This window comes from Tumebacillus flagellatus (genome assembly GCF_000714935.1).
Classification (GTDB): domain Bacteria; phylum Bacillota; class Bacilli; order Tumebacillales; family Tumebacillaceae; genus Tumebacillus; species Tumebacillus flagellatus.
Genome location: NZ_JMIR01000040.1, coordinates 16415 through 41044, shown reverse-complemented (window position 1 = coordinate 41044; position 24630 = coordinate 16415). Strand labels below are relative to the sequence as shown.

The following is a 24630-nucleotide window of genomic DNA, read 5'->3' as shown; positions in this document are numbered from 1 at the left end:
CAGCGGAGAGTTTCAGCAGGGTTTGCAAGTCGGTGTTGTTTTGGAGTTCAAATCCGCCGTGTCCTTTGGCGAATGGGTGGTTGCCTTTTTGTTGAGGAGTTTGGGTATTTTGAGCGGTGGTAGAGTTCGTCGTTGCGTTCGCCGGAGTGTCTGCCATCGCCAGCGTTGCAGAACCTCCGAGAGCGACTACAGCAGCGAATGCGATTGCGTATTTCGAGATCTTCTTCATAAGAATCAGCCTCTTTTCGTTTGGGGGTGTCTTGCTTATGTCCTCATTATGCGGGGCTTTTTTTTGATTTCCATTTGAAAAATTTGCCCAAGTTGTGTCTTCCTGTCAAATATCAAACGAAAGGACCGCCGGGGGGTCGGCGGTCCTTCTGGAGTTCTATTGTTGAGTAGCAGAAGCAGGGGCTTACTGGTTTTGTCCTTGATTCTGGCCATCCTGTTGGCCGTTGCGAGATCCGCGGTTGCCGCCTCTTGGGCCGCCAAAACCCTTGCCGTCCACTTGCGCCTCGACGCGTTGCGAGAGGTTGGTTTTCATCTGTGCCTCTTGATCGGAGGTCATCTTGCCATCTTTGACCTGCTGGTCCAGACGCGCTGTCTCTTGTTTGAGGAGCAGGTCGACCACCGCTTGTTTGTCCACGCCTTGGGCGCTGGCGATTTCGGCAAGCGTCTTGCCCGCTTGAAGTTGCGACGTCAAATCGTCGGCTGAGAGTTTGAGCAGGGTTTGCAGTTCGGTGTTTTGCTGGAAGCTTGTTTGCCCCATTCCGGCGCGTCCGCCCTTGCCTTGTCCGTTGCCCCAAGGCTTGTTTGGCTGTTGGTTTTGGTTCTGGTCGGACGCGGCTTTATTTGAAGCGGATGCCTCCGCGTACACGCCTGCCGCCCCGCCAATGACGAGTACAACGATGACGGCAAGGGTCCATTTCAGAGACTTTTTCACGTTGTTCATCCTCCTCGCATGCAGAAGCTCTCTTGCTTCCCTTCATTATTGCGGGGATTGTCTTAGTTTTCCCTTTGAAAGTTTTGACGAAGTTGTGACGCTTCTCTTATCCAAACAGCAAAAAGCCGCCTCACAGCGAGGCGGCTTTTTGCTGTTCAAGAAAGGCTTAGTAGATGTCCACAACCGGGATCGTCTGCTCGCGGCCCGGGCCGACGGAGAGGATCGCAAGTTTCACACCGGTTGCTTCTTCGAGCTTGCGGATGTACGCTTTGGCGTTTTCCGGCAGTTCGTCGTAGGAGCGCACGCCGGAGATGTCCTCGGACCAGCCCGGAAGCGTTTCGTAGATCGGTTTGCAAAGGCCTAGAACTTTCAGCGAGGTCGGCGTTTCACGGAGGGTTTCCCCGTTGTACTCGTAGCCGACGCAGACTTTCAGTTCTTCAAGACCGGTGAGGATGTCGATGCGGGTCAGCGCCATGCCGTCGAGACCCGAAACGCGACGCGCGTGGCGGACGACGAGCGCGTCAAACCAGCCGCAACGACGAGCGCGGCCCGTCGTGGTGCCGAATTCGCGGCCTTGGTTGCGGATGAAGTCGCCGGTTTCGTCGAGCAACTCCGTCGGGAACGGGCCGTCGCCGACGCGGGTGCTGTACGCTTTGACGACGCCGATGACTTTGTTGATCTTGGTCGGGCCGACACCGGAGCCGATCGTGACACCGCCTGCCGCCGGGTTCGAAGACGTGACGTACGGGTAGGTCCCTTGGTCGATGTCGAGCATGGACGCTTGAGCGCCTTCGAAGAGGATGTCCGTTCCTTTGTCGATCTCTTCGTTCAGCACGACGGATGTGTCGGTGATGTACGGACGCAGGATCTCTGCGTAGCCGAGGTATTCGTTGTAGATGTCGTCAAAGTTGAACGGTTCTGCGCCGTAGAGTTTGACGAGCAGATCGTTTTTCAGGTGCAGGTTGCGCTTGAGCGCGGACGCGAACTCTTCGGCGTCGAGCAGATCGACCATGCGGATGCCGATGCGCGCTGCTTTGTCCATGTACGCCGGGCCGATGCCCTTTTTCGTGGTGCCGATTTTCGCGTCGCCCTTGCTCTCTTCTTCCAGCTCGTCGAGTTTGAGATGGTACGGAAGCACGAGGTGCGCGCGGTCCGATATGCGAAGGCCTTCGGTCGAAACGCCCTTCTCCTTCAAATAGTTCAATTCGCTGACGAGGGCTTTCGGGTTGACGACCATGCCGTTGCCGATGACGCAGATCTTCTCCGGGTAGAAGATACCGGACGGAATCAGGTGCAGTTTGTACTCGATTCCCTTGATCCAGATCGTGTGGCCCGCGTTGTTACCGCCTTGGTAACGCGCGACGACGCCCGCTTTCTCTGCCAGGTAGTCCGTGATTTTCCCTTTGCCTTCGTCGCCCCATTGGGTGCCGACAACAACTACCGTTGCCATACAGCAACACCTCCAAAAAATATCGTACCCGACCGATGCCGGGCTTACTCGTAAAGAAAACATATTGAGTGTAGCAAGGAATCCAAAGGATGTCAACGAAAAACTCGAACATATCTTGATGTTTTGAGGGGGATTGTTCGTGTTTAAGAAATTGATACTTTCGGCCCATGTCTACAGTCACTTATTTGTGCGATGATTTAAAATAAGGGAAACAGTGTTTAATTAAGGTTATCTAAAGGTAGGGTGAGGACATGAGGAACACCTCGTTTCTGACAGCGGTTGTCACGGAACCGCCGGTCTATCTGGATCTTAAAAAGTCGTTGAAGAAAGCGATCGGGTTGATGGAGGAAGCAGCGAAGAACGGTGCAAAACTCATCGTATTTGGGGAATCGTGGCTGCCAGGCTATCCGTACTGGGTGTGGCTGCGTTCTCAACCGGATCAAGTGGAACTGACGCTTCGGATGTATTATGACAGTTTGACTCTCGACAGCGCGGAGACGCAGGAACTCTGCCAAGCCGCTCGCGAGCACAACATCCATGTCGTGATGGGGATCACGGAGCGCGAAGGCGAGAAGTTGTACAGTTCCCTGCTGTTTGTGAATAACGAAGGCGAGATTCCGCTTTGCCACCGCAAAGTTCGTCTGACCGGGCCGGAGACGATGATTTGGGAGCCGGGCACCACGGGCACGATGACTGTCGTGCCGACGGAGCTCAGCGACTTGGGCGGTCAACTGAGCTGGGAGCACACGATGCCGGGCAACGCGGATCTGCTGGCCGATCAAGGCGAGCAAGTGCACATCGCGGCGTATCCGGGCTTCTCGTTGGGACTCGATTACTCGCTTGGACAGGGGGCGAACGCGGCACTGGCTCAAGCGTACGCGCTGCGCAACCAATCGTTTGTGATCGCAGCTTCGACGGCGGTGACGCAAGAGATCGTCAACTTGGTGTGCCGTACCGACCGCGACCGCGAACTGTTTGCGACAGGCGGCGGGTATGCGAACGTGTTTGAGCCGAACGGGGCTCCGTTGATTTTTGAGGAAACGTCGGGCAGCGGCATGTTCTACGCGGTGATCAACCCGAAGTTGATCAAGTACGCGAACATGATCTGGGAACCGGCACAGCAGAAGGAAGTCGTTCAGAGGAACCCTCTGGAGGACCTGGAACTTCCGCTGTAAGTGCATACGACAAAAAACCGGCTTCCGCTTGGGAGGCCGGTTTTTTATTGCAAAGGGTCCTCTGCAAACTTCCAGAGGATGTACGGGTTGTCCACGATGGCGGCGTAATCGCCGAGACGGGCTTTGTAGAGCTCCCAGTCGGGGCGTTCCGTATCGCGGGCGTACGTGTTCAAATCCAGCACAGGCGGACCGAACCACCACGGTTTCAGGACGAGGTATCCGGCGTCGTGCTGGTACGCGGGCACGTTGTCGCGCACGAGGTCCGGGATGTGGTGGACGTAGCCGATCTTGCCCCAGAGGAGCACAACGATCGTCACGAGCACCGTGCCCGTCCACAGCAACACCCGTTGCCACGTCGAGAAAAAAGGCTGCAACTCGCCGTCGGTCCCTGCTGATTCCTCGGCACGAGCAGGTGCGGGGGACAAAAGCAAATCGCGCTCGTCCGGCTCCAGAACGGGAGCCACAACAGCCGAAGTCGCCGTAGCCTCTTCCCTCGCCTGTTGGATTTCTTGGAGAGCCGCGTGCTCTTGCACATCTGCACGCTGCTTGGGTTGCTTGGTTTTTTTCCTCTTATGCTTATCTTTGCGGCTGGGAAGGGTCATGCCTTCATGCCAATCGGGATTGTCCCAGTTCCGGTTACTCATGCTCCAGGCGCCCTTTCCAGCGAAACGAATTTGTTGAAGTTCTTCAAGAACACCAATTCCACCGTCCCTGTCGGACCGGAACGCTGCTTAGCGATGATAAACTCTACGATGTTCTTGCGCTCCGATTCCGGGTTGTAGTAATCGTCCCGGTAGAGGAAGGAAACAATATCGGCGTCCTGCTCGATCGAACCGGATTCCCGCAAGTCGGACATCATCGGGCGCTTGTCCTGCCGCTGCTCAACAGAACGCGAGAGCTGCGACAGCGCAATCACGGTGACGTCCAATTCACGGGCGATCAGCTTCAGCGTACGGGAAATTTCCGAGACTTCCTGCTGACGGCTGTCGGAACGGCCGCTGCCGGAGATCAGCTGCAGATAGTCGATCAAGATCAGCCCGAGCCCGTGCTCCGCTTTCAAACGGCGGCACTTCGCCCGAATATCATGCACCGTGATCCCCGGCGTGTCGTCGATAAAAATCGGCGTCTCGGACAACGCTCCGACCGCCATCGTCAACTTCGGCCAATCGTCTTCGTCGAGCATCCCGGAGCGCATCCGCCCCGCGTCGATGTTCGCTTCGGCGCAGAGAATCCGCTGCACCAACTGTTCCTTGCCCATCTCCAGAGAAAAAATAGCAACGGTTTGCCCCGCTCGTGCCGCCACGTTCGTCGCCAAATTCAGCGCAAACGCGGTCTTCCCCACCGCCGGACGGGCTGCGAGGATGATCAAGTCGGAGCGGTTAAACCCGTTGGTCATGCGGTCGAGGTCGGGGTAACCGGAAGAAATCCCGGTGACGCCGCCCCGGTTGTTATAGAGAAACTCGATGCGCTCAAACGTATCGAGCAGCACGTCTTTGATCTGCGTGAATCCTTTGTTGATGCTCCCCGCTTGGGAGATCTCCATGATTCGCTTCTCGGCGTCGCTGATCATCTCGTTGACGTCGCCGCCTTGGTACCCCGTGGCGGCGATTTTGGTCGCCGTGTTGATCAGGCGGCGCAAAACCGACTTCTCCTTCACAATCGACGCGTAATGGTCGACGTTGGCGGCTGTCGGAACGCTGTTCGCCAAATTGGCGAGGTACGCGACCCCGCCAATTTCTTCAATCTGCCCGTTGTCAGACAGCATCTTCGACACGGTGACAACGTCCACCGGCTCGCCCGATTCGGCGAGTTGAAGAATCGCTTCGTAGATGAGTTGATGCGACTTCCGGTAGAAGTCCGGCACGCTCAACATCTCTTGCACGGTGACGATGGCGTCCGCTTCGAGCATGACAGCGCCAAGCACCGCCTGTTCCGCTTCGATATGCTGGGGAGGGACTCGTTCGACCAACTCTTCTTGCATCCGATCTCCTCCTGCGTAAAACCTTAGCTCGCGATGATCACTTCCGAACCGGCAAACACGAGCTGCAGCACTTCCTCAATGCTTTGCACGCAATGAACGGCCACTTCGCCCGTGTCGGTCGGCACATCGCGGCGGTTGTCATACGGAACCAACACCGTAGTCACTCCGGCTTGACGTGCGCCGAAGATCTTCTCAAACACGCCGCCGACCGGCTTCACTTTTCCCTGAATGGAAATCTCGCCGGTGATCGCCAAGTTTTGCGGGATCGGCTTCTCCGTCAAAGCCGAGTAGATCGCCATCGTGATGGCGACACCCGCCGACGGTCCGTCGATGCGTCCGCCGCCGACGACGTTGACGTGAATGTCATAATCCTGCAAGTCTTTGCCCGTGATGCGGCGCAAAACGGCGGCGGCGTTGAACACGGAGTCCTTCGCCATCGAACCCGCCGTGTCGTTGAAGCGCATGCGTCCCTTGCCCGCTTCAGCAGCCGGATACGCGACCGCTTCGATTTCCAACACCGAGCCGAGGAAGCCCGCCACGCCCAAGCCGTAGATCTTGCCGATCTCCGACTGCACGGTTTCGCGGTCCTTCACAAACGGCACCATGCGGTTCATGCGCAACACTTCGTCGATGTCGTGCTGCGAGATCGCAATCGCATCTTCCGCCGTGCCGCCTGCGCGGTACACCGCCAGACCGTGCGCGTCGGCGAGCAAGTTCACCGCTTTGCGTCCTTCGATGGTGTAGCGGGCGATCGTCGACGCCACGCCCTCTTCCAACTGCACTTGCAAACGCTCCGCCGCTTCCTGCACGATCGTCTCCACTTGATCGGGCACGAGCGGTTCAAAGAAAATCTCCGCACAGCGCGAACGCAGCGCCGGATTGATCTCCGACGGGTCGCGGGTGGTCGCACCGATCAGCACGAAGTCTGCCGGTGCGCCCTCTTCGAACAGTTTCTTGATGTACTTCGGAACGTTGACATCGTCCGGATCGTAGTACGGCGATTCAAACGAAACCCGCTTGTCCTCCAGCACTTTCAAGAGCTTGTTCTGCAGCATCGCGTCGAGTTCGCCGATTTCGTCGATGAACAGAATCCCGCCGTGCGCGTCGGTCACCAAGCCCGGTTTCGGCTCCGGAACGGCGGTGTCCGCAAAATCGCGGCGCGCGCCTTGGTAGATCGGGTCGTGCACCGAACCGAGCAGCGGGTTCGTGATGTCGCGCGGGTCCCAACGCAGCGTCGTGCCGTCGACTTCCACAAACGGAGCGTTCGTTTCAAACGGCGTCGAAGAAAGTCGCGCCGCTTCTTGAAGCGCGATCCGTGCCGCCGTCGTTTTGCCGACGCCCGGCGGCCCATAGATGATGATGTGCTGCGGGAAGGGGCTCGCCAGCTTCGAGAGCAACGCGCGTTTCGCCTGCTCTTGGCCGACGATCTGCTCCATCGCTTGCGGGCGCACCGCTTCAAACATCGACTTCGAGAGTTTGACCGTCTCCAGCTTCTCCAGCCGCGCGTACTTCTTGAGCGTCTGCGCGTTCTCCGGGCCGGATTGCTCCTTGACCAGCTGCGTGCGAATTTCCTTGATATATTCCTCGTGCTTCTCTTGCATGCGGTCGTTGACGCGGCGCTCGATGTCTTCCTCCACGCTTTTGCGGGCGAGGAAGTCGGCGAGTGCCTCTTCGACCTCGTTGAGAATTTCCGGGATGCGCTCCGGCGTCGGCTGCTCGTCGAGGCCCGGGTTCTCAAACACGATGCGCTGCAACGCCAGCACGCGGTCTTCCACGCTCGAAGAGCGCATCAGCGTCAACGCATCCAGTTTCCCGGCGCGCAACACCAATTTGTCCGGTCCATAGATACTGCTCAGAACCCCAAACAGAGCGGTAACCTGACGACGGACCGCATCTTCGTTCTCCAACTTTTCATGAAGTTTGCTGCCGGGAATTCGATTGAGTTTCGTAAGCAGTTTTTTGATCATAGATGTTTTACTCCGCTACTACCTGTACACGCAATTCAGCGGTCACTTCCGGGTGCAGTTTTACCGTTACCACCGTGGTGCCGAGCGACTTGATGGCGTCGTCCAGGAGAATTTTTCGTTTGTCGACGTTGATTTTCTTCTGATCTTTCAACGCGTCGGCGATTTGCTTCGTGGAAACGGCGCCGAATACTTTGCCGCCTTCGCCGGACTTGGTTTTGATCGTCACGGACAGCTCCTTGAACTGTTCCGCGAGCGCTTTCGCTTCGGCGAGCACTTGCGCGGCACGGCGCGCTTCGCCTTCCTTGGCGATCTTCTGCTTGTTCAAGTTTTCGGCCGTTGCTTCTACCGCAAGACCTTTACTAAAAAGGAAGTTGTGCGCGTAGCCCGTGGAAACTTCCTTGATTTCGCCTTTTTTGCCTTGGCCTTTGACATCTTGCAAAAAGATGACTTTCATCTGACATGCCCTCCATTTCCTCTTCGGGGGAAGTCGCAGCATCTAGTGGACGAGACTCTTCTGATAGTAGAATAACAGAAAGTAGCGACAGACTCCGCATGGAAGTTATGGCAACCGCCACGCCCACCGCTGTTCCCCCGCGAAAACTTGCGTATTCATTCCATTGTACACTAGCACGAACAGAAATTACATAATCGAAACAAAGCCTACCGCTTGCGTTTCATATGCTCCTGCAGCCCGCTGAGGTCGCCGTACCACTCCTCGACTTCGTGCCCCAGCTCGATGCTGCGGTCGACTTTCTGCAACACCGACCGGTCCAACTCGTGAAAATCAATCCCCAACCGCCGGGCGAGGATGTAGCTGAACACCACGATGTTCGACAAAAAATCCAGCAACACGCTCTCGTTGCCTTTTAAAAAACCGCGAAACAACCCCGAGACATTCTCCAAGAGCTCCGTCTTCAGCCACTCGATCATGCGGATGTTCTTCGCGATGTCGACATCGTTGCGTTGGAAGTTACGCATGGGAAACCTCCTTCCCACAAGCTATGATTTGAGACATGTTCTACATGTAAGCCGGAAGTTCCTTCTGAAAAAGTAAGACTCCTCACGCAGTCAACCCCTAGATAATTGGAGGTTTAGCATTTATTATATTAATATCATCACCCTAGACGATGTTGGCAGAAAGTAGATACCGGAGGAGGACTTGCAGGTGAATGAAGTGATCACAGCGATCTTGAACTCGGCCATTGAGGGCTCCGCTTCCGTGTTTCCGTTCCCCCTCACCACACAGAAACCGAGTCTGGTCAAAACCTCGTTTCCCATGAACGCCACCGCCGTTTTGATCGGCGTGACCGGGGATTTGAGAGGTCGTTTCCTCCTGGTCGCGGAGGACAGCGTGTTTGCAAGCGTGGCGGAAAGCATGTACGGCATGACGCTCTCCGGAGAGATGTTGAATTCGTTCGTCGGTGAAATCGGCAACATCGTAGCGGGCACCATGGCGACGAAATTGTCCCTGCGCAAATTCCGTGTGGACATCACCCCTCCGACCGTGCTCAGCGGGTCCACGACGATCTCCGGCTTTAAGTCGGCGATCCAAGTGCCGGTGGACGCGGGCGAGCGCGGGCAGTTGACGCTCTTACTAATTTTCGAGGAGTAGACAAGACTATGGCAAAAGTACTGGTAGTGGACGATGCAGCATTTATGAGAATGACGCTCAAGGCGATGCTCACCAACGGCGGACATGAAGTCGTCGGCGAAGCGGAAAACGGTCTGGTCGCCGTCAAGAAGTACCAGGAGCTGCTCCCGGACATCGTGACGATGGACATCACGATGCCGGAACTCGACGGCATCGGCGCCGTGCGCGGCATCAAGTCGATCGACCCCGGCGCCCGCATCGTCATGTGTTCGGCGATGGGCCAGCAAGACATGGTCATCTCGGCGATTCAAGCGGGGGCCCGCGATTTCGTCGTCAAACCGTTCAACGAAGAGCGCGTGTTGGCGTCGATCGCGAAAGTGCTCGGCTAAACTCTCGACGCTCTCCCATGCAAAAAAGACCTGACACGCGGGTGTCGGGTCTTTTTTGATGTCTCAGGCGTTTGGCACCAGGCGTTACGCGTGGGACGGCTGAAACGCCGCTTCGATGTCTTCCGGCCCGAACGCATAGTTGTAGAGGCCGAGGAACGCTTGCGTCGCTTTCGAATTGGACGCGATGGCGCGGTTTTTCGCTTGTTCTTCCGGCGGGAACCCGAGCGCTTTGGTGATCATGCAGCACATCTGGAAGCGCACCATGAACTCCGCTTCGATTTCCTGTTGGTACGCCGCGGACATCTCTTCCCAGTTCGCCGACCAGTCTTCGAAGCGGGAGAGGACGGTTGCCAAGATGCGCGCGCCGAAGATCGCGTCGTGCATCCCTTGCCCCATCCCCGGGTCCTTGAAGCAGACGGCGTCGCCCGTCAACGCCCAGCCGCTGCCCATGCCTTGGTACCAGTGGTTGTCGAAGTGGATGATGCCCTTGATCGGCTCCGTGAGCACGGCGTTCTCCAAGCGCTGCGGAAGATCGGTGTCCGGCATGAAGTTCGCCATGTACGCAAGCATCGCTTTCTCCGGGTCGGATTTGAACTGCTGCAGCAGGTCTTGGTCGTCGTTCGGGAAGCAAGCCGCCACGATGTGAAGACCGTCCGACGTCGGGAACACGTACGAGCGCGGGATGCCGAATTGGTAGATCTCCAAGCATTCGTCCGGATGCGCCGGGAAATTCTCGTAGTACCCGTAGTACGTCGCGTAATCGGTCGGCGTCGAGAATTTCAGTTGTGCGTCCACCGCTTTGCGGATCGTCGAGACGCGGCCGTCTGCGCCGATGACGATCTTGGCGCGGAATTCCTGCGTTTCGCCGTCGCGAAGCGTCCCGCGCACGCCGACGACGACGCCGTTTTCCACGAGGGTTTCCGTCACGCGAAAGCCTTCCAGCGCCGTCACGCCCGCTTGAGCGGCGGCGTGGTCGAGCAGAATCTTATCGAAATACGTGCGGCGGAAGCAGTACGAGTTCGCTTCGCCGTTGTAGAGCGGCATCACGCCTTGAATGATCGCGTCGTCAAACTGGAAGCGGCAGCCCTTCACGACCGGCGTGTCGGTCTCCAGCAGTTTGTCGAGCACGCCCATATCGCGCAACGTATCGACCGTGTTGTTAAAAAGCGTGTGCGTCGACAGCACATCGCTCGGGAAAAACGTCCGATCCACCATCAAAACGCGGTACCCCGCCCGCGCCAGATAATACGCCGCCGTCGAACCTGCGCAGCGTGCCCCCACCACAATTGCATCATATTGCGTGTCTACCATGAAGAACCCTACCCCATTTCTTCAAATTAATGGTAATTACGATAGAGTTATTATAGGCGAAGAATCATTCTGCGTCATCTCAATTTTTTGTGTGTTCAGCTACTTCTTCTTCAGCTGTTTTGTGTTGGGTTAAAACATTATTAAAAGTTTGGACTTCATTCAGCGCTCGTCGTTCCAAAAATTCACCGGCGGGGTGCTGCCGTAGATGCGTTCGAATCCATAGCCGTTGTCTTTCAGCCATTGGATGATGCGCGGCAGTGCGTCGGCGGTGGATTTTTTGTCGTGCATGAGGATGACCGCTTCCTTCTTGCCGGGGACTTGGCGGGTGATCTCCGCGTACGTTTCATCGGCGGTGCGCGAGTTCGATCGCGAATCGTAGGAATCGACGTTCCAGTCCCACATGTGATAGCCCGCCGCCACGGTGGCGTCACGGTACGCTTGGGGCATCCACGGCTTGCTTCCGTACGGCACGCGCATGACCGCGCTGCGCAGGCCGGTCGTTTGCGTGAGGATCGTATTGTCGTCTTCCATCTCTTGCACGACGGTCTGCGCCGTGCGGTAGATCTTGCTGGAATCGTGCGTCATGCCGTGCAGCCCGACGGTGTACCCGTCGTTGACCATGCGCTTCGCCAGGTCCGGATGCTTCTGCAGCTGCGGCCCCAGCACAAAAAACGTCGCCGTCACTCCTTGGTCTTTCAACGTGTCGAGAATTTGCGCGGTGTACTCGTTGGGCCCGTCGTCAAACGTCAAGTACACCGTTTTCTCCGGCTTCGGCGGTTCGGGAGCGGGTTTCGGTTGATGCTCTTCCCGCCACGTTGCTTTCTCGGCGGCGATGCGGTCCTGATTTTGCGCGGCGAACTGTTCGTCGGAAAGCGACGCGGCAGAATCGGTCAAGCGCGTGATCGGGCCGCCCTCCCGATGGAAGCTCACCGCGTACCCGAAACCCTCGCCCACGAGGCGCACAGGCGCCATCAGGCGCTGATTTTGGAGATAGAGCGCCGCTTCATGCTGAGTGCCGTCGTCCGTTTTGAGCACGGAATGCGGCGGGTCGAGCGTGATGTGCCGGCCGTCTTTGTAGAGTTGGACGATCTCCGTCGACGGAACCCACAGAACGCTCGCCCCCATCGCTTCGGCGATCGTCCGCACCGGAGCATACGTCATGCCGTCGTGCAAGTCCGGCTGGGCATCGGGGAACGTCAGCAACGTATCGTTGACCCCCACCCACACGGGATCGGAGCCCCCCTCGTCGATGTGCGCCGCAGCGGCGGGTTGAACGGCAAACAGCAACAGGGCGAACAGCGCAACGAATGTACAAATCCAATTTCCTCTCATGATCGATCTCCTCCACGCAGAGTCTAGTACTCTATGTCTATGGGAGGAGTCTCGCAAATAGAACAGCAAAAAGAGCCTGCATCGCGGCAGACTCCTTTTTTCAAACTCTATTTTGCTTGTGGAGTTCGTACAGCGTTTCAAGCGGGATTTCATTGATCAGATGGTACTTCTCGCGGTACATCGCGTCAACGAGCGTCGAGAGATCGTCCGTCGTCCCCTTCGCGAACAATTTCAACGCCACCGCGTCGGTTGTCGGGTTGAGCGCCGGCTGGTAGTACACCACGCCCTGTACCTCCGCAAACCCCTGTTTCTGAAAAAAACGACTCCGCCGCGCAAAGTCCTCGTCGTCTTCCGTCTCCAGCACGATCCCGCCGAGGGCACTGTGCCCAGCCGATCGGGCATCGGTTTCGAAGAGGCGTTGAAGTTGCGTGAGGACTTGCCCGCCGAGTCCGTGGCTTCGGAAGTCCGGATGGACGGCGAGGTAGACGAGGAATCCGAAGTTAGCCGTTGCGAGATAGTTGGCGACGGCTAGCGCGGCGACGCGGTTTTGCTCGTCCACGCCGATCAGAAAGTGAAACGCGTTCGGGCGGATGGTTCCGTTTCGTTGCAGGTCCATTCCGCGCAGGATCACCTCGCGCGGCTCGCGGACAATTTCGTCAAAGGAAGCTTGGTAAAGTGCAAAGGCCCCGTCGAACAGCGGGTCTTGCGGATCGAGCAGTTCATGCCAAGAGAGCGTCATAAGTTTTTCCTTTCGAGTCGGTTCCACCAGTTCTTCATGGTGTCGAGGAACCAGATGTTCAGCGGGATGAGGATCAGGTAGGAGTTGGCAGAGTATCGCAAACTCCACCCCTTGTAGGTGAAGACATGCGCTTGCACAGACGACCACTCATACCAGACGGAGAACCCGGCCAGCGCCAAAACAAACGCCACGAGTTTATAAGAAGTCGGCCGCCACAAATCATACATGTACATCATCAGATACCCCACCTGCGGATACAACAAATATTGCAACACTTCATCGAAAAACTCAAGTTTGCCCGAATCGTTGTAATCATAGAGGTCGTACGGCAAAGCAGCGGCAATTGTATAATCGGCAGACTTCGCCAGCGTGGTATTGAACAACCACAGCGTCAAGCAGATCACCATCGGAAACCGTTTGGGCAAGGAGAGGATCAGGACCAGGTAGAAAACGCCCGAGGCGATGATAAACCATTCGTTGGCGTCAAACGCTTCGGGCCAAGGGAGGAATTTGTTCATCCAAGCGTCTCCTTGGAACCGATCAACAACCGATGGAACATGCCTTTGATCCCGATCAACAAGCATCCCAGCACCGCCCAATAGAAGCAGGCCGCCCAGGCGTTTCGGTGTTCCCAACGATACAAGCCCGTCCAGAACTCCATCTTATGCAGGAATTCAAACAACCCCACCCACAGCACAAAGACAGAAGCTCTCCAAACCCAAGACCGCACTCTCTCCCGCACCTCCATGAAAAACACCGCTTGGAGCGGAAACAACAAGACCCGTTGCACGCCCACGAGCAATCCATTCCACATGTTGTCTGTGAATTCAAGAATGCCCAGGTTTACGCTGGAGATCGTCAACCAATCATCATAATACAGCACCGTGACGAGCCAGATGCCGGTGATTTCGAAGGGGTTCATTTTTTTAGGAAGGGAAGTAAACACCCAGATGCAGATGAGGTCCAACAGGATGAACAGATACACGAGTTTCAGCACCTCCCGGGTTCCTTCTCCTTAGAATTCCCCACAAACACCCTGAAAAGTCTCAAGCAGCCCGCAATCTGGTAAAATACAGAGAAATAGAACGTGTCGGAGGAGTTGAAGACCGTGTCTCTGGAAACCGCCGCTTCCCTGTTGCGCGCCTTGGAGAAGCTCGACTGGGATTGCCTGAGTGAAGAGGAGTTGGCGGGCAGTACCCGCACGCTCCATCTGATCAAGCAGCGGGTGGACGCCCTGCTCGAAGATGCTTCCGCGAGGCTTGCCGACCGCTGGTGGAACGCGATGCCCGCCGACGATGCCCGGACGATTCGACTGTTGCTCAAAGGCGCGCGGTTGACACCCGCCGTACTGCAAGGAGTGCCGGAGCTCTATCCGCTGATTCTGCTGCTCGACATCGCCGACCCTGCCGTCGTGAAGCTGTGGGCGAATCTTACACCGGAAGTGCGTGCCCGGCGCATCGAGAATTTGCGGCAAGCGATGGCGCTGACGGACGTGCGGAGAAGGACGTCCGCATGGGAAGATGCGGAGGAATCGCGGATTCTGGCGTATGAGGTGTTGGGGCTGACCCCCGCCGCAACATGGGACGAGATTCGTAAGCGCTATCGGGAGTTGGTGTCGCAGCATCACCCGGATCGCGGCGGCGACGCAGTTCTGTTTCGCGCCATACAAAAAGCGTACAAACTGCTCGAAGCCCGCTTCCTGTGAACCGCATTGTTTCACGTGAAACGTTTTGAAAAAAGGCACTTTCCCCCGTTTGTGCACGCGACGCGGGGAAAGTGCCTTTTTTTCACTTCATCGGTCGATCTCGTCGTCGTTTCGGTTTTTTCTTCCGTGGTCGCCAGAGCAGTTTCCAGACGTATCCGAGCACGACGATCACCGTGATGCCAAACGAGATGCCGAACAACACCAGTTGCCCTTCTGCCGTGCGGAGGTAGCCGTACGTCTCGGTCAGGGAGTTCGCGATGCGCTGCGGCAGGCTGAGATAGGGCTTCGTGTCGATGTTCATCAGCACCGTCTGCCGATCGGACGTCCGCAACGCCGCCGCTTCCTTGAACGCGTTCGACAAATCGGTGCCCTCCGCCAAAACGGACGCCGTTTCCAGCAACATCTCTGCCGTCGTCGCGGCCGCCACCAACGCCGTGCCGCCGTTCGGACGGAAGACTTGCTGAATTCCGCCGCCGTTCGTTTGCGTGGTGTTCACCAGCGGCACCGTGTCGCTCTGCAACCCCGCGGGCGTTGAGCGAATCGCCAACTCGCGGTTCTCCGCCATGCTTTGCAGGTATTCGTTGTCTCCGGCGGTGTCGATCACCCAGACTTTGTTGCGAATCTGCGCGTCTTGGTGATAACGGACGACCTCCAAACCGCCGCCCTCCAACCAGTTCGAAGCGCCCGCGACGATCTGCGCCAACGCCGTCATCTCCGCTGCGCTCGGCTTGCTCGGCAAAACCGCCGTCGTCTCCTCCAGCGTCGAGTTCTTCGAAAGAAACGCGCCGGGGAAGTTCGCCAACGCCGCCGTCTCTTGGTCGAGGTGCGGGAGGACAAATTGGCTTTGCTCGGGGTCGATGGTGAGATACCTCCGCATGCCGGTCGGGTTGTTGTCGTCCGCGCAGGAGTTGGTGTCCAAATACATCTCCGCATGCACGTTTACGCGCACTTCCTCGCCCACCTGCAAATTCTCTGGGAACGGGACAAACAAATCCAATCCGCCCGCTGTCTGCGCCGAAAGCGATTTGCTGACTTGCGGCGAGCCGTTGACGCTGGCGATGACGGCGCTTCGCTTGTCGTCGAGCAAGGACGAGTATTTGAGATGCAACTTCACGCCCGCCCCCTTTGTGTACTTCCACATCGGCGGCGTGTTGAACACGAACGACGCCGAGGAAGTCTGGACGTTGGAGAGCGTCGTTTCGTTGTATTTCAACTGCTTGAGCGTGACCTTGCCCTCTTGGTTGGCGATCAGGACAGGGTCAGGTTGTTTTTTTTGCATGGCTTGAGCGGCGGTGAGCACGTCTTCGTTCACTTGCGCGGTGGCACCGGCCAGTTGCTCGCGAAACGTAGAGAGCCCCAACGCTTCTGAAGCGATCTCAACTCCGCGTTCAGAACGTCCGCTGAGAAACAGCACCGTGCGCGGCCCCGCCGTCGTCGTTTCGCTCGACGTGATTTCCCGCAGGAGCCCGACATCCAGCCCGGTCGAGGCAAGATCTGCGAAGTGCTTCTGCCACTCCTCCGGCCATTTTTCCACTTGCCCTACGGCGATCAAGTGGCGGGTGTCGGTGTCCGGTGTCCAATCGGAGAGCTTGATCACCCGTGCCGAGGAAGCGTTCAGGGCTTGTTCCTTCGCGAGCACCGTCACGACGCGGTAGGCGGCGCTCAACTCCCGGTCGCTTGCCTCATCCGGTACGACGATGTTCACGTTCCACGGCCCTGCTCCCGATTCGTTCAGAAAGGGAAACGGGAACATCTGCAACTCCGGCGCTTGAGTGGAATGGGCATAGTCGAGGTGGATCAGCGATGTTTTTTCGAGGACGAACCAGTTCGCCGGTTCCGTCAAATCGTTGCAGAGCTCGCGGTGTGAGCGCAAGTTCGCGGCGACGGAGAACTGGTGAAAGCCCGGCGTCAACGCGGAACCCGGAATGTGCGCCGTCAACTGCGCGCCTTCTTGGTTGCTCGGCCCAAGCCACGCCGACGCGTACGGCACGCCGTCGACCAGCAGCGACACGCTGGAGAGGTCGGGAAGCAGCGTCGACGAATGCCGGAAGTAGATCGTATAGTCCGCCGAGCGCACCGTCCAGCGCGGCGATACGTGCAAAAAATACTCAAACCGGCTGGTCACCGGTGTCAACGTCTGGTTGGTGCTGGTGAGAAACGTGTTCTGCAAACTCTCCGAGGCAGGCAACGGCTGGGCCACCGCAAACGCCTCCCCCGCGTTTAGACAAAGGGAGATGCACAGAGCAACGCTTGTAAAAAAACGAATCATCCGCCGCCGTCTCTTCCGTCTCTCGGTCATCTCTTGCCACCCCCTGTCCCTTTCGGCGTTAGAATCGGTCGGTTTTGTACCAGACGATTTTCTCTTTCTTGAGCGTGCTTTTGAGCTGGAGCAGCATCCCGCGCACGACGAGGTACAGCCAGAGCTGCGAGTACGTGAAGTACATCAACATGACGACGAACAGGTTCTGCCACGTCAATTCGGTTCGCTCGATCTCCAGCGTCACCAAAATTTCCACGATGAACAGCACGTACGCCAACAGCCAAATCACCACGTACGGCCCGCTGAGCGTCAACTGCACGACCCCGAGGGCGTTGAGCACGAAGATCAGGTCGGAGAGCAACACGCCCAGCAAAAACACAAAGTACGTGAAGAAAAAATACAAGATGTCAAACACCATCCGTTTGCGCTTCAACTTGAACAGCTGTTTGACGAACTTGATCACCACATACGAGTTGCCTTGCACCCACCTCGTCCTCTGCTTGACCCACACCTTCCACGTTTCCGGCTCTTGTTCCCACGTGACGCCAAGCGGCATGAAACAGATGCTCTTGCCGGTCTCGTAGATGCGGATGGAGAGCTCGGTGTCTTCGGCGAGCGCTTTTTCGTCCCACGAGCCCGCTTCTTCGAGCACGTGCCGCCAGATCACGAAGTTGGTGCCGGGGATCGAAGCGATGCGAAACAGGTTCCAGCGCCCGGCTTGCACCATCCATTGAAACGAGATCGTCTCGATGTTGATGAAGCGCGTGAGCAGGGTTTTCTTGGCGTTGATCACACGGAATTTACCGACGACGGCGCCGTAGTGTTCTTGGGAGCACAGCGTGGCGATCAGGCGCGGCAGAGCGGTGCGCTCCGGCGTGTTGTCGGCGTCGTACACGGCGATCACCTCGCCGCGCGCCGATTCGATGCCTTTGTTCAGCGCGGCCGATTTTCCGCCGCCGCCCTCGCCCGGCTTGATGTGGTACGGGCGGAGCATCGGGTATTCCTTGGCGAGTTCGTCGAGAATTTCGCCTGTTCGGTCCTTGGAACGGTCGTTGACGATGATCACTTCATAGCGGTCGGGCGGGTAGTGAAACGAACAGAGGGCGCGGGCGGTGCGCTCGATCACTTTTTCCTCGTTGTGCGCGGGCACCATCACCGAGACGAACGGCGGGTCGTCGGGGAGTTGCAAAGAGGCGGCGCGGGTGTCGAGTTTTTTTTCGTAGCGGTAGCCGGAAATCGCCAGCGCCACATGGTAGAGCAGCATCACCCAGATCATGATCAACGAGAAGAGAAACAGCTTGTCCACGTTCATCTCAAGACTCCCCTCCCTCCATCCGCTCTTCAAACAACCGCGCTCGACGGCGGCGGCGCAACAGCCGCACTTGGATGAGAAACACGGCGATCACCGTCGTCACGACCGACACGACGCCCCACGCGACGAAGTTGGACAGTTTCTGCTCCGTGCTGGACGGGGCGGCTTGGCGTGTCGGTTGCGCGCCCGGAAGTTTGACGTCCGTTTGCAACTTGCCGTCTTGCGTGGTGATCGTGCCCCACGGGGTGCGCACTTGATTCGAGTGCGCCCGCAAGTTAAAAAACGCAAGGTGTTGCTCCTTCATCCCTTTCACCAGTCGTTTCAAATCGTCGAGCGGCAAGTAGGAGTGAAAAAACACCCCGCTTTGCGAGCGGCGCACGATCTCGACTTTGCGCAGGTTGGCAAGCATCTCGGGGATGACGGTCGGTTCATCGCCCGACACATAGCCGCCGTTCTCGGGGTAGAACGTCAGACCGCCTTGGTAGCTGTGCAGAATTGAGTAAGGCGGCTCCGTCGTGACAAACGACGTGTCGGTGATTTGCAGGTTGCCGACGACGGTGGAGTAGTAGCGGGCTGTGATTTCGTAGCCGTGCCGCGTCATCGCGTAGTGCGGCGGTTCGAAGGCGACGGGGTAGAGTTTGTTCGCCAAGAGCGTTTGCAGGCCGAGTTCCAGCTTGTCGGTGACGTAGCGGTCTTCGTCGGGGATCGGGCCTTTGCGGATCGAGTCCCAGAATTCGTAGCCTTCGCCCGTTTCCGACGCGTAGTATTGGTGCGTCGTCCCGTGCTGGACGATCGTGCCGCCGCTCGCTTGGGCTTCTTGGAGAGCTTTGACGAGCTCCGGGCGGTCGGTCAGGGTGACGCGCTCGCCCCCGCTCTGGTAGATCGGGATCACCGCCAGCAGGAACGGAACGCCCTCGCCGTGCAGGAACTCGACGATCTTGCGAATTTCTTCCGGGTCGCGCTCGGGGTGGATGTCTTCGATGCGGACATACGCTTCATGCTTAGGCTCTACTTCCGCCCCGAAGAAGTCAAAAAGTGAATCGGCAATCGCGAAGCTCAGTTCGTAGAACGCGGTGTAGCGGGCGCAGAGGAATATCAGCCGTTTTCGTACGCCGACGTGCGTCGAAGAGATGAACGGGCTTTGCACCGTGCCGTTGGAGACCTCTGAATAGACGTGCTCGGTCGGGGCGGGCAAGTGATAGTTCGGGATGTCTAAGGAAACGTCCAGCGGGTAGGACTTGCCGTGAATCAGTAACGTAGTGGCACTCGCAACAGCATTGCCGGATACGTTGGATACGTTGGTAGTGCTAGTGATTATGGAGTCTCGCCCCATTGATTTGGCAGAACCCCCTCCTTCGTCCCCAAACACATCCCCCGGATTCTCGCCCATAAAGTACAGCGACGCCGCCGAATCGCGCACCGTCCCCCGCCAAAGTTGCGGCAGTTTCTGCGATCCATCCCGGTCGGCGAGCAGGACGATGTAACGGGCGCGCGCCACTTCGTTGACCAAGTCCGCGTCTTGCGGGTTTTGCTCTTCGACGTTGACCGGCGTGATCGACGTGCCGAACGTCGCGATGAGGTTGAACAGCGACCGCATGTACACCTGCTCGTTCTGATACCCTTTGTGGTACAACAGCAAGAGACCCGGACGATCAGGTTCCGCGTCCTCCGCCTCTGCCGCCAGCACAGGCATCCATCCCGTCAAAACCGCCGCCGCCAAAACTGCCCAAGCCGCCCGCTTACCCCAGATCAAACGACAACTCCCTCTCCGCCGTCCAATAGAGGTCTTCCGCCACAGCACCCTGCTGCGGCGCGGACGCCATCCCGAATCGCAGTTTCAGCTTCACTTGTCTCGTGCGCGTCTCCCGCACCTGCAACCGGAACGTCTCCAACGCTTCGTTCACCCGGTCGCGCACGATCCTGGCGTTCTCCGGCGGCGTCTCCGGCAGAATCACCGCAAACCGCGCCCGGTCGATGCGCGCTTTCCGGTCGCTGTTGCGAGTCGCTTGATGCAACGCCTCCGCGATCATCGCCAGCAGCCGGTTGCTCTCCGCTTCTCCATAGATCGTCACAAACTCCGCAAAGTGCGCGATCTCAAACAGCATCACCGTCACCACTTCGTTGATCTCCATCTGCTCGACCGGCAGCGCCTCCCACGAGCCGGTCACTTCCCCCGCACGCTCGCGGCGAATGAAGTGCCGCTTCGCCCGCTCCAACTCCTCCTGCAGATCGAAGAAGAACCGCTTGCGGCTCTCCAACCCCGTCAACGGGTCGGCCAGCATCATCTCGTCCATCGAGCCGTACACCGTCTCGTACCGATGCAACAGCCCGCGCACATGATCGCCGAGCAGCCCGCCCGTAAACCCGCACAGCGGGAACAGAAAAAACCACAGCGCATCAACCGCCGACAACTGCGACACATCATGCGCCACAAAAAACTGATACAGATTGAAACTCCCAAACAAAAACACCGCCACCAGCGACATCAGCAGTCCGAACACCCGGCCCCGTCCGTAGCCGATCAGCAGCAGCGCCACGCACAGGGCGTACCACAGATACGTAAACGGACGGGTCGGCTGGCTGAACAGCGTCACAAACTGCGCGATCACCAGCACGAGAAGCGCACAGAGAAAGCGCAGGTCGAGCGTCCGTTGCTCCTTGCGCTCGGAGAGGTTTTCTTGGTTGGTCATGATGTTCGATCCCCCGCTTCCCTCAGCGCGAGCAGCGCTTCCAGTTGGTCAAACGAGAACGCCTCCAGCGTCCGCAAATCGACATACCCTCCTGCGTAGCGCTCGCCGTTTTTGACTTGCATCTCTTGCAGGCGCGTCAGGCATTGTTGCGCCGCTTCCTCCGCAGACGCCCGATGGAGATAGACCGCTGCCAACGCATAGACGGCGGGCGACTCCACATCGGACGTTGCTTGCCCGTTGCGATCCACGGCGGCGGGCAAGCGGTGACGGGTCTGGAGCGTTTTTTCCAAGAGGGCGGTCATCGCGTCGGTGGGCAGGTTCGCTTCTTGGGCGTAAAGCGCGGCGACCAGCTGTTCCGCCATGCTCGGATCGACCGCCACCTCTCCCTCCTCTTGGAAAAAAACGCCCTCTTCCGGCACCCAAGCCGTCGCGTACAACCCGGAAGGCTGTTGGGCTTTCTGCAGCAGAGCGCGGCTCTGTTGGTAGACCTTCGCGTATGCAGGATCGGTATCGTGTAGTTTGGCTAAAACCCCCACGTTTAGATACCGAATCGAGACTTGTTTTGCTTTCGTGCCCGTTAGTACATCGGCATAGTCGCGCAGATAGCCGGATTCGGCGTTGTATGTCAGCAAACTTTTGGCGATGTGTTCGCCCAACCGCCGGGCGTGCTCGTCGTGAAATTGGTCGGCCCCGGCGAGCAACCCCTTCACCAAACGGAGGTCGTCGATGGAGGAATTCACCGTGGAGGGAGACGGTTGCGCGTCGTTCCCGTCAAGCGGAGGAACCAACCACCTGACAAAGTAATCCCCCGTTAGGAAGCGCTTCTCCAACACCCGCACCTCGATTTCGAACAACTCCCGACTCTGTGCGCGAACCGCGTATTCCATCAGCAGACCGACCGACTCCGACAGCACGGCATGCCCGCGTGCCAGATCATGTTTTGTCACCGCCCCGGCGGTTGTCGGCATGAGATTCGTGCACACGCCGCCCTGCTCGTCGGTCATGTAGGCGGTGAGAAACCGGTAGAGCTGCTTCTCCGACGCGCTCGTGTACGAAGCGAGTTCCGGCAAAGTCACCGGACTGTGCGCTTGGCGGTATTCCTGCACGCCGTACCACGCTCCGGCGGCGATCACCAGCAGGAGCCCTGATGCCACGATGCGGGACGTGCGGCTCTTCCTTCTCGGCAAATTTCCATCACCTCGCTCCCTTTCCAAGTCCCTTCTCCTCAGCATCCCACGTAACGGCCAAAATGATGAACTCTTGCGTGCTTCTTGCATCTCGCAAACGCATATGATAGATTGATAGGAATTAATTTCCACGTAAAGAGGTGTTTTTTCATGTCCGATCTTTCGAAAATCACGCAAGCGCTACAGATCGCCGGACTTCCTGCCTTTGAAGCTCCCGAAAAAGTGACCCTGCTCGGAGAAGGTGCTTGGCATCTCGCGTATCTCGTTCTGCTTGCGGACGGGCGCGAGATGGTGGTTCGTTTTCAAAAGAAAGTCTCATACGGCAAGCCGCTGGTTTATGACGAAAAGCAGTTCCGTTCCGAGTACGGCGGAGAAGCGTTGTTCTACCGCTATGCAAACGATGTGCAACCGGGAATTTGCCCGGAGGAGTTCTTCTATCATGTGTCCGAAGAATTGACGTTCACGGTGGAATCGTATGCGGGGCCGGGGCTGAAACTGTCGGAGTTGAGTCCGGACAGCGCGTATGAGGTAGGCAGACAAGTGGGGGCCTATTTCCGGGCGGCCGACGAGATTCCGGCGGGCGTGCCGGGGTTTGGATTCTTGGAATGGGACGGAGAGCAGATTCGTGGCTCGTTGACGGGCGACGCGCAGGCGAATTTGCGTGAAGAAGTGGAGGAATATCGGGAGGATTTGCAGGCGTTGATCGATTCCGATCTGGCATTTGATCGAAACGCCGTCACGCGGACGTTTGAGCAGGCGGTTGCCAACCGTCGGACGGGCGACGAGCGTATCGTGCTCACCAACCGCGACCTCTCGCCGGAGAATTTGGTATGGGTGAATGGCCGCGTGCGCCTGATCGACCCGTTGCCGCTTGCGTACAGCAACATGGTGTTTGCGGGGAACTTTCTGAGTCTCTACCGCAACATCTATCCGAACTATCACAAGTCCCCGCGTTATGCGCGCCACAACTTCCACCTCTACCGTCCGTTGTTGCACCGCATCGCGGACGGCTTCGTGGACGCGTACAGCGACGGCGACCCGGAGCGCCGCCAACGCATTCATGGGGAGCAGTTTTTCATGCTGCTGGACCTCGTGCGCCGGCACTTGAGCCTGTTGGAGCAAGACGAGCTTTCGGAGGAGTCGCAAATTCGCTCCGGGAACCGCAACGCGATCGCCGAGCGTCTCCCCGTGCTCCTGCACGATCTGGAGACCTTCACGCTCTAGACAAAAAAGAAATCCTGACTCGCGGGTGCGGGTCAGGATTTTGTATAAGGACGAGGGTTTGTCTCTTACTTCACAATCAACTTGGCGAACTTGCGCTTGCCGGCTTGGAGGATCATGCCGTCTTGGACTTCGAGTTGCAGTTGCGGGTCTTCCACTTTCTCGGAGTTGATCTTGAGACCGCCCTGTTGGATCAAGCGGCGCGCTTCGCCGTTGGACGGCGCAAGTTTCAACTCGGTCAGGAGTGCCACCACCCACTTCGTGCCCGCTTCCACTTCGTACTCCGGAAGGTCTTCCGGGATTTCGCGGTTTTGGAAGACGGTTTTGAAGTAATTCTCCGCTTCCTGCGCCGCCGCATCGCCGTGGTACTTGGTGACGATGGCGCGGGCGAGTGCCATCTTCGCGTCGCGCGGGTGCAGGGTTTTGTCTGCGAGGCCGGTCTTGATTGCTTGCACGTCCTCAAGCGAAACGTCGGTAACCAGTTCGAAGTAGGTGACGATCAGGTGGTCCGGGATCGACATGGTTTTGCCGTATTGCTCGTTCGGGCCTTCCATGACGCCGATGTAGTTGCCGGCAGACTTGCCCATCTTCTTCACGCCGTCGAGACCGACGAGCAGCGGCATGGTGATGACGACTTGCGGTTCTTGGCCGTCCTTCTCTTGGAGCATGCGGCCCATCAGGACATTGAAGGTTTGGTCGGTGCCGCCGATTTCCACGTCGCAGCGCATCGCCACGGAGTCGTAGCCCTGCATCAGCGGGTACATGAACTCATGCAGCGAGATCGGCATGTTGCCTTCATAGCGCTTCTTGAAATCGTCGCGCTCAAGCATCCGGGCGACGGTCATCTTCGACGCGAGTTCGAGCACGTCGGCAAAGTTCAGCTTGGACAGCCACGCGGAGTTGTACATGACTTCGACTTTCTCCGGATTGCTGTCCAAGACTTTGAACGCTTGTTCCTTAAACGTCGCGGCGTTCGCGAGCACTTCTTCGCGGGTCAATTGCTTGCGGGCTTCGGTGCGGTCGGTCGGGTCGCCGATCATGCCGGTGAAGTCGCCGATCAGCAATTGGACTTTGTGCCCGAGGTCTTGGAATTGACGCAGTTTTTGCAAGACGACGGTGTGACCGAGGGTCAAGTCGGAACCGGTCGGGTCGATGCCGAGTTTGACGGTGAGTTGCTTGCCGGTTTTGATGCTTTTGCGGACTTTTTTCTCCAAGTCCTCGACCGGGATGACTTCGGCCGCTCCGCGCGTTAACACGGCCATCTGACGGGCGACTTCCGCCTCGACAGCTGGGTCTACTTTCACTTCTTCTGCCACCAGTTCCACCTCATTCGTTCAATGTACACACATATTCAAAATACTAGCATCTCCGGCACTCAAG

The 24630-nt window shown here is 57.8% G+C and carries 24 protein-coding genes; 5 read left to right on the top strand and 19 right to left on the bottom strand.

The genetic code is table 11. The features are described 5' to 3' along the window. From EL26_RS20485 to EL26_RS20475, 3 genes are all read right to left on the bottom strand, one after another. On the bottom strand, nt 1-229 hold a 229-nt coding region (locus EL26_RS20485; RefSeq protein WP_038093579.1), incomplete at its 3' end, for a hypothetical protein. Between the two features lie 183 nt (nt 230-412). Further along, complete coding sequence (locus EL26_RS20480) at nt 413-940, bottom strand: hypothetical protein (protein ID WP_152559349.1); 528 nt, start codon at nt 938-940, stop codon at nt 413-415. 166 nt (nt 941-1106) lie between these two features. Next, complete coding sequence (locus tag EL26_RS20475) at nt 1107-2390, bottom strand: adenylosuccinate synthase (RefSeq protein WP_038093577.1); 1284 nt, start codon at nt 2388-2390, stop codon at nt 1107-1109. Nucleotides 2391-2641: 251 nt separating this feature from the next. On the opposite strand from EL26_RS20475, the gene EL26_RS20470 reads away from it, so the two are divergent. After that, on the top strand, nt 2642-3565 hold the full coding sequence (locus EL26_RS20470) for a nitrilase-related carbon-nitrogen hydrolase (RefSeq protein WP_052036635.1): 924 nt from the start codon (nt 2642-2644) through the stop codon (nt 3563-3565). A gap of 44 nt (nt 3566-3609) precedes the next feature. Here the strand turns inward: EL26_RS20470 and EL26_RS20465 are convergent, their stop codons facing one another. The 5 genes from EL26_RS20465 to EL26_RS20445 all read right to left on the bottom strand — a co-directional run bounded on the left by EL26_RS20465 (nt 3610) and on the right by EL26_RS20445 (nt 8491). Then, entirely contained in the window at nt 3610-4209 is a 600-nt protein-coding gene (locus EL26_RS20465; RefSeq protein WP_152559348.1) for a hypothetical protein, read from the bottom strand. Beyond that, entirely contained in the window at nt 4206-5546 is a 1341-nt protein-coding gene (gene dnaB / locus EL26_RS20460; RefSeq protein WP_038093573.1) for a replicative DNA helicase, read from the bottom strand. The genes EL26_RS20465 and dnaB overlap by 4 nt, the downstream gene beginning before the upstream one ends. 23 nt (nt 5547-5569) lie before the next feature. Further along, nucleotides 5570-7513 (bottom strand): Lon family ATP-dependent protease, encoded by a 1944-nt coding sequence (gene lonC / locus EL26_RS20455; protein ID WP_038093571.1) that lies wholly within the window; start codon nt 7511-7513, stop codon nt 5570-5572. A 7-nt stretch (nt 7514-7520) separates the two neighbouring features. Then, nucleotides 7521-7967, bottom strand: coding sequence for a 50S ribosomal protein L9 (rplI, locus tag EL26_RS20450; RefSeq protein WP_038093568.1), 447 nt, complete (start codon nt 7965-7967; stop codon nt 7521-7523). A 206-nt stretch (nt 7968-8173) separates the two neighbouring features. Beyond that, nucleotides 8174-8491, bottom strand: a complete 318-nt coding sequence (locus tag EL26_RS20445; RefSeq protein WP_038093565.1) for a MazG-like family protein — start codon at nt 8489-8491, stop codon at nt 8174-8176. 187 nt (nt 8492-8678) lie between these two features. Here EL26_RS20445 and EL26_RS20440 point away from each other — a divergent pair, with 187 nt between their 5' ends. Together EL26_RS20440 and EL26_RS20435 are read left to right on the top strand one after the other, a co-directional pair. Next, nucleotides 8679-9125, top strand: a complete 447-nt coding sequence (locus tag EL26_RS20440) for a chemotaxis protein CheX (RefSeq protein WP_052036634.1) — start codon at nt 8679-8681, stop codon at nt 9123-9125. A gap of 8 nt (nt 9126-9133) precedes the next feature. Then, on the top strand, nt 9134-9493 hold the full coding sequence (locus tag EL26_RS20435) for a response regulator (protein WP_038093560.1): 360 nt from the start codon (nt 9134-9136) through the stop codon (nt 9491-9493). 84 nt (nt 9494-9577) lie between these two features. Here EL26_RS20435 and EL26_RS20430 read toward each other — a convergent pair whose 3' ends face one another. The 5 genes from EL26_RS20430 to EL26_RS20410 form a co-directional block, all read right to left on the bottom strand. Next, complete coding sequence (locus tag EL26_RS20430; protein WP_038093557.1) at nt 9578-10804, bottom strand: NAD(P)/FAD-dependent oxidoreductase; 1227 nt, start codon at nt 10802-10804, stop codon at nt 9578-9580. 159 nt (nt 10805-10963) lie between these two features. Further along, nucleotides 10964-12136 carry a polysaccharide deacetylase family protein gene (locus EL26_RS24170; protein WP_052036633.1) on the bottom strand — a complete coding sequence of 391 codons (1173 nt, stop codon included), beginning with the start codon at nt 12134-12136 and terminating at the stop codon, nt 10964-10966. Nucleotides 12137-12236: 100 nt separating this feature from the next. After that, nucleotides 12237-12875 (bottom strand): GNAT family N-acetyltransferase, encoded by a 639-nt coding sequence (locus EL26_RS20420; protein ID WP_038093555.1) that lies wholly within the window; start codon nt 12873-12875, stop codon nt 12237-12239. Further along, on the bottom strand, nt 12872-13393 hold the full coding sequence (locus tag EL26_RS24165) for a hypothetical protein (RefSeq protein WP_052036632.1): 522 nt from the start codon (nt 13391-13393) through the stop codon (nt 12872-12874). The genes EL26_RS20420 and EL26_RS24165 overlap by 4 nt, the downstream gene beginning before the upstream one ends. Further along, nucleotides 13390-13872 (bottom strand): hypothetical protein, encoded by a 483-nt coding sequence (locus EL26_RS20410; RefSeq protein ID WP_038093552.1) that lies wholly within the window; start codon nt 13870-13872, stop codon nt 13390-13392. Before EL26_RS20410 ends, EL26_RS24165 begins: the two co-directional genes overlap by 4 nt. Nucleotides 13873-13983: 111 nt before the next feature. Between EL26_RS20410 and EL26_RS26295 the strand changes: the two genes are divergently transcribed. Continuing rightward, nucleotides 13984-14580: a DnaJ domain-containing protein gene (locus EL26_RS26295; RefSeq protein ID WP_038093549.1), complete on the top strand. Its 597-nt coding sequence runs from the start codon at nt 13984-13986 to the stop codon at nt 14578-14580. A gap of 82 nt (nt 14581-14662) precedes the next feature. Here the strand turns inward: EL26_RS26295 and EL26_RS20400 are convergent, their stop codons facing one another. The 5 genes from EL26_RS20400 to EL26_RS20380 are packed head-to-tail and all read right to left on the bottom strand — an operon-like array spanning nt 14663 to nt 22029. Then, nucleotides 14663-16879 carry a cellulose biosynthesis cyclic di-GMP-binding regulatory protein BcsB gene (locus EL26_RS20400; protein WP_081857365.1) on the bottom strand — a complete coding sequence of 739 codons (2217 nt, stop codon included), beginning with the start codon at nt 16877-16879 and terminating at the stop codon, nt 14663-14665. Between the two features lie 28 nt (nt 16880-16907). Further along, nucleotides 16908-18152 carry a glycosyltransferase family 2 protein gene (locus EL26_RS20395; RefSeq protein WP_038093543.1) on the bottom strand — a complete coding sequence of 415 codons (1245 nt, stop codon included), beginning with the start codon at nt 18150-18152 and terminating at the stop codon, nt 16908-16910. 1 nt (nt 18153) lies between these two features. Further along, nucleotides 18154-19905: a polysaccharide deacetylase family protein gene (locus EL26_RS20390; RefSeq protein ID WP_038093540.1), complete on the bottom strand. Its 1752-nt coding sequence runs from the start codon at nt 19903-19905 to the stop codon at nt 18154-18156. Continuing rightward, nucleotides 19892-20842: a GGDEF domain-containing protein gene (locus tag EL26_RS20385; RefSeq protein ID WP_038093537.1), complete on the bottom strand. Its 951-nt coding sequence runs from the start codon at nt 20840-20842 to the stop codon at nt 19892-19894. Before EL26_RS20385 ends, EL26_RS20390 begins: the two co-directional genes overlap by 14 nt. Then, on the bottom strand, nt 20839-22029 hold the full coding sequence (locus EL26_RS20380; protein WP_038093534.1) for a hypothetical protein: 1191 nt from the start codon (nt 22027-22029) through the stop codon (nt 20839-20841). The genes EL26_RS20385 and EL26_RS20380 overlap by 4 nt, the downstream gene beginning before the upstream one ends. A gap of 150 nt (nt 22030-22179) precedes the next feature. Between EL26_RS20380 and EL26_RS20375 the strand changes: the two genes are divergently transcribed. Continuing rightward, nucleotides 22180-23253: a protein kinase family protein gene (locus EL26_RS20375; protein WP_052036631.1), complete on the top strand. Its 1074-nt coding sequence runs from the start codon at nt 22180-22182 to the stop codon at nt 23251-23253. Nucleotides 23254-23318: 65 nt separating this feature from the next. On the opposite strand, the gene tyrS is transcribed toward EL26_RS20375, so the two are convergent. Next, nucleotides 23319-24566: a tyrosine--tRNA ligase gene (tyrS, locus tag EL26_RS20370; protein ID WP_038093531.1), complete on the bottom strand. Its 1248-nt coding sequence runs from the start codon at nt 24564-24566 to the stop codon at nt 23319-23321. Nucleotides 24567-24630 lie beyond the last annotated feature (64 nt).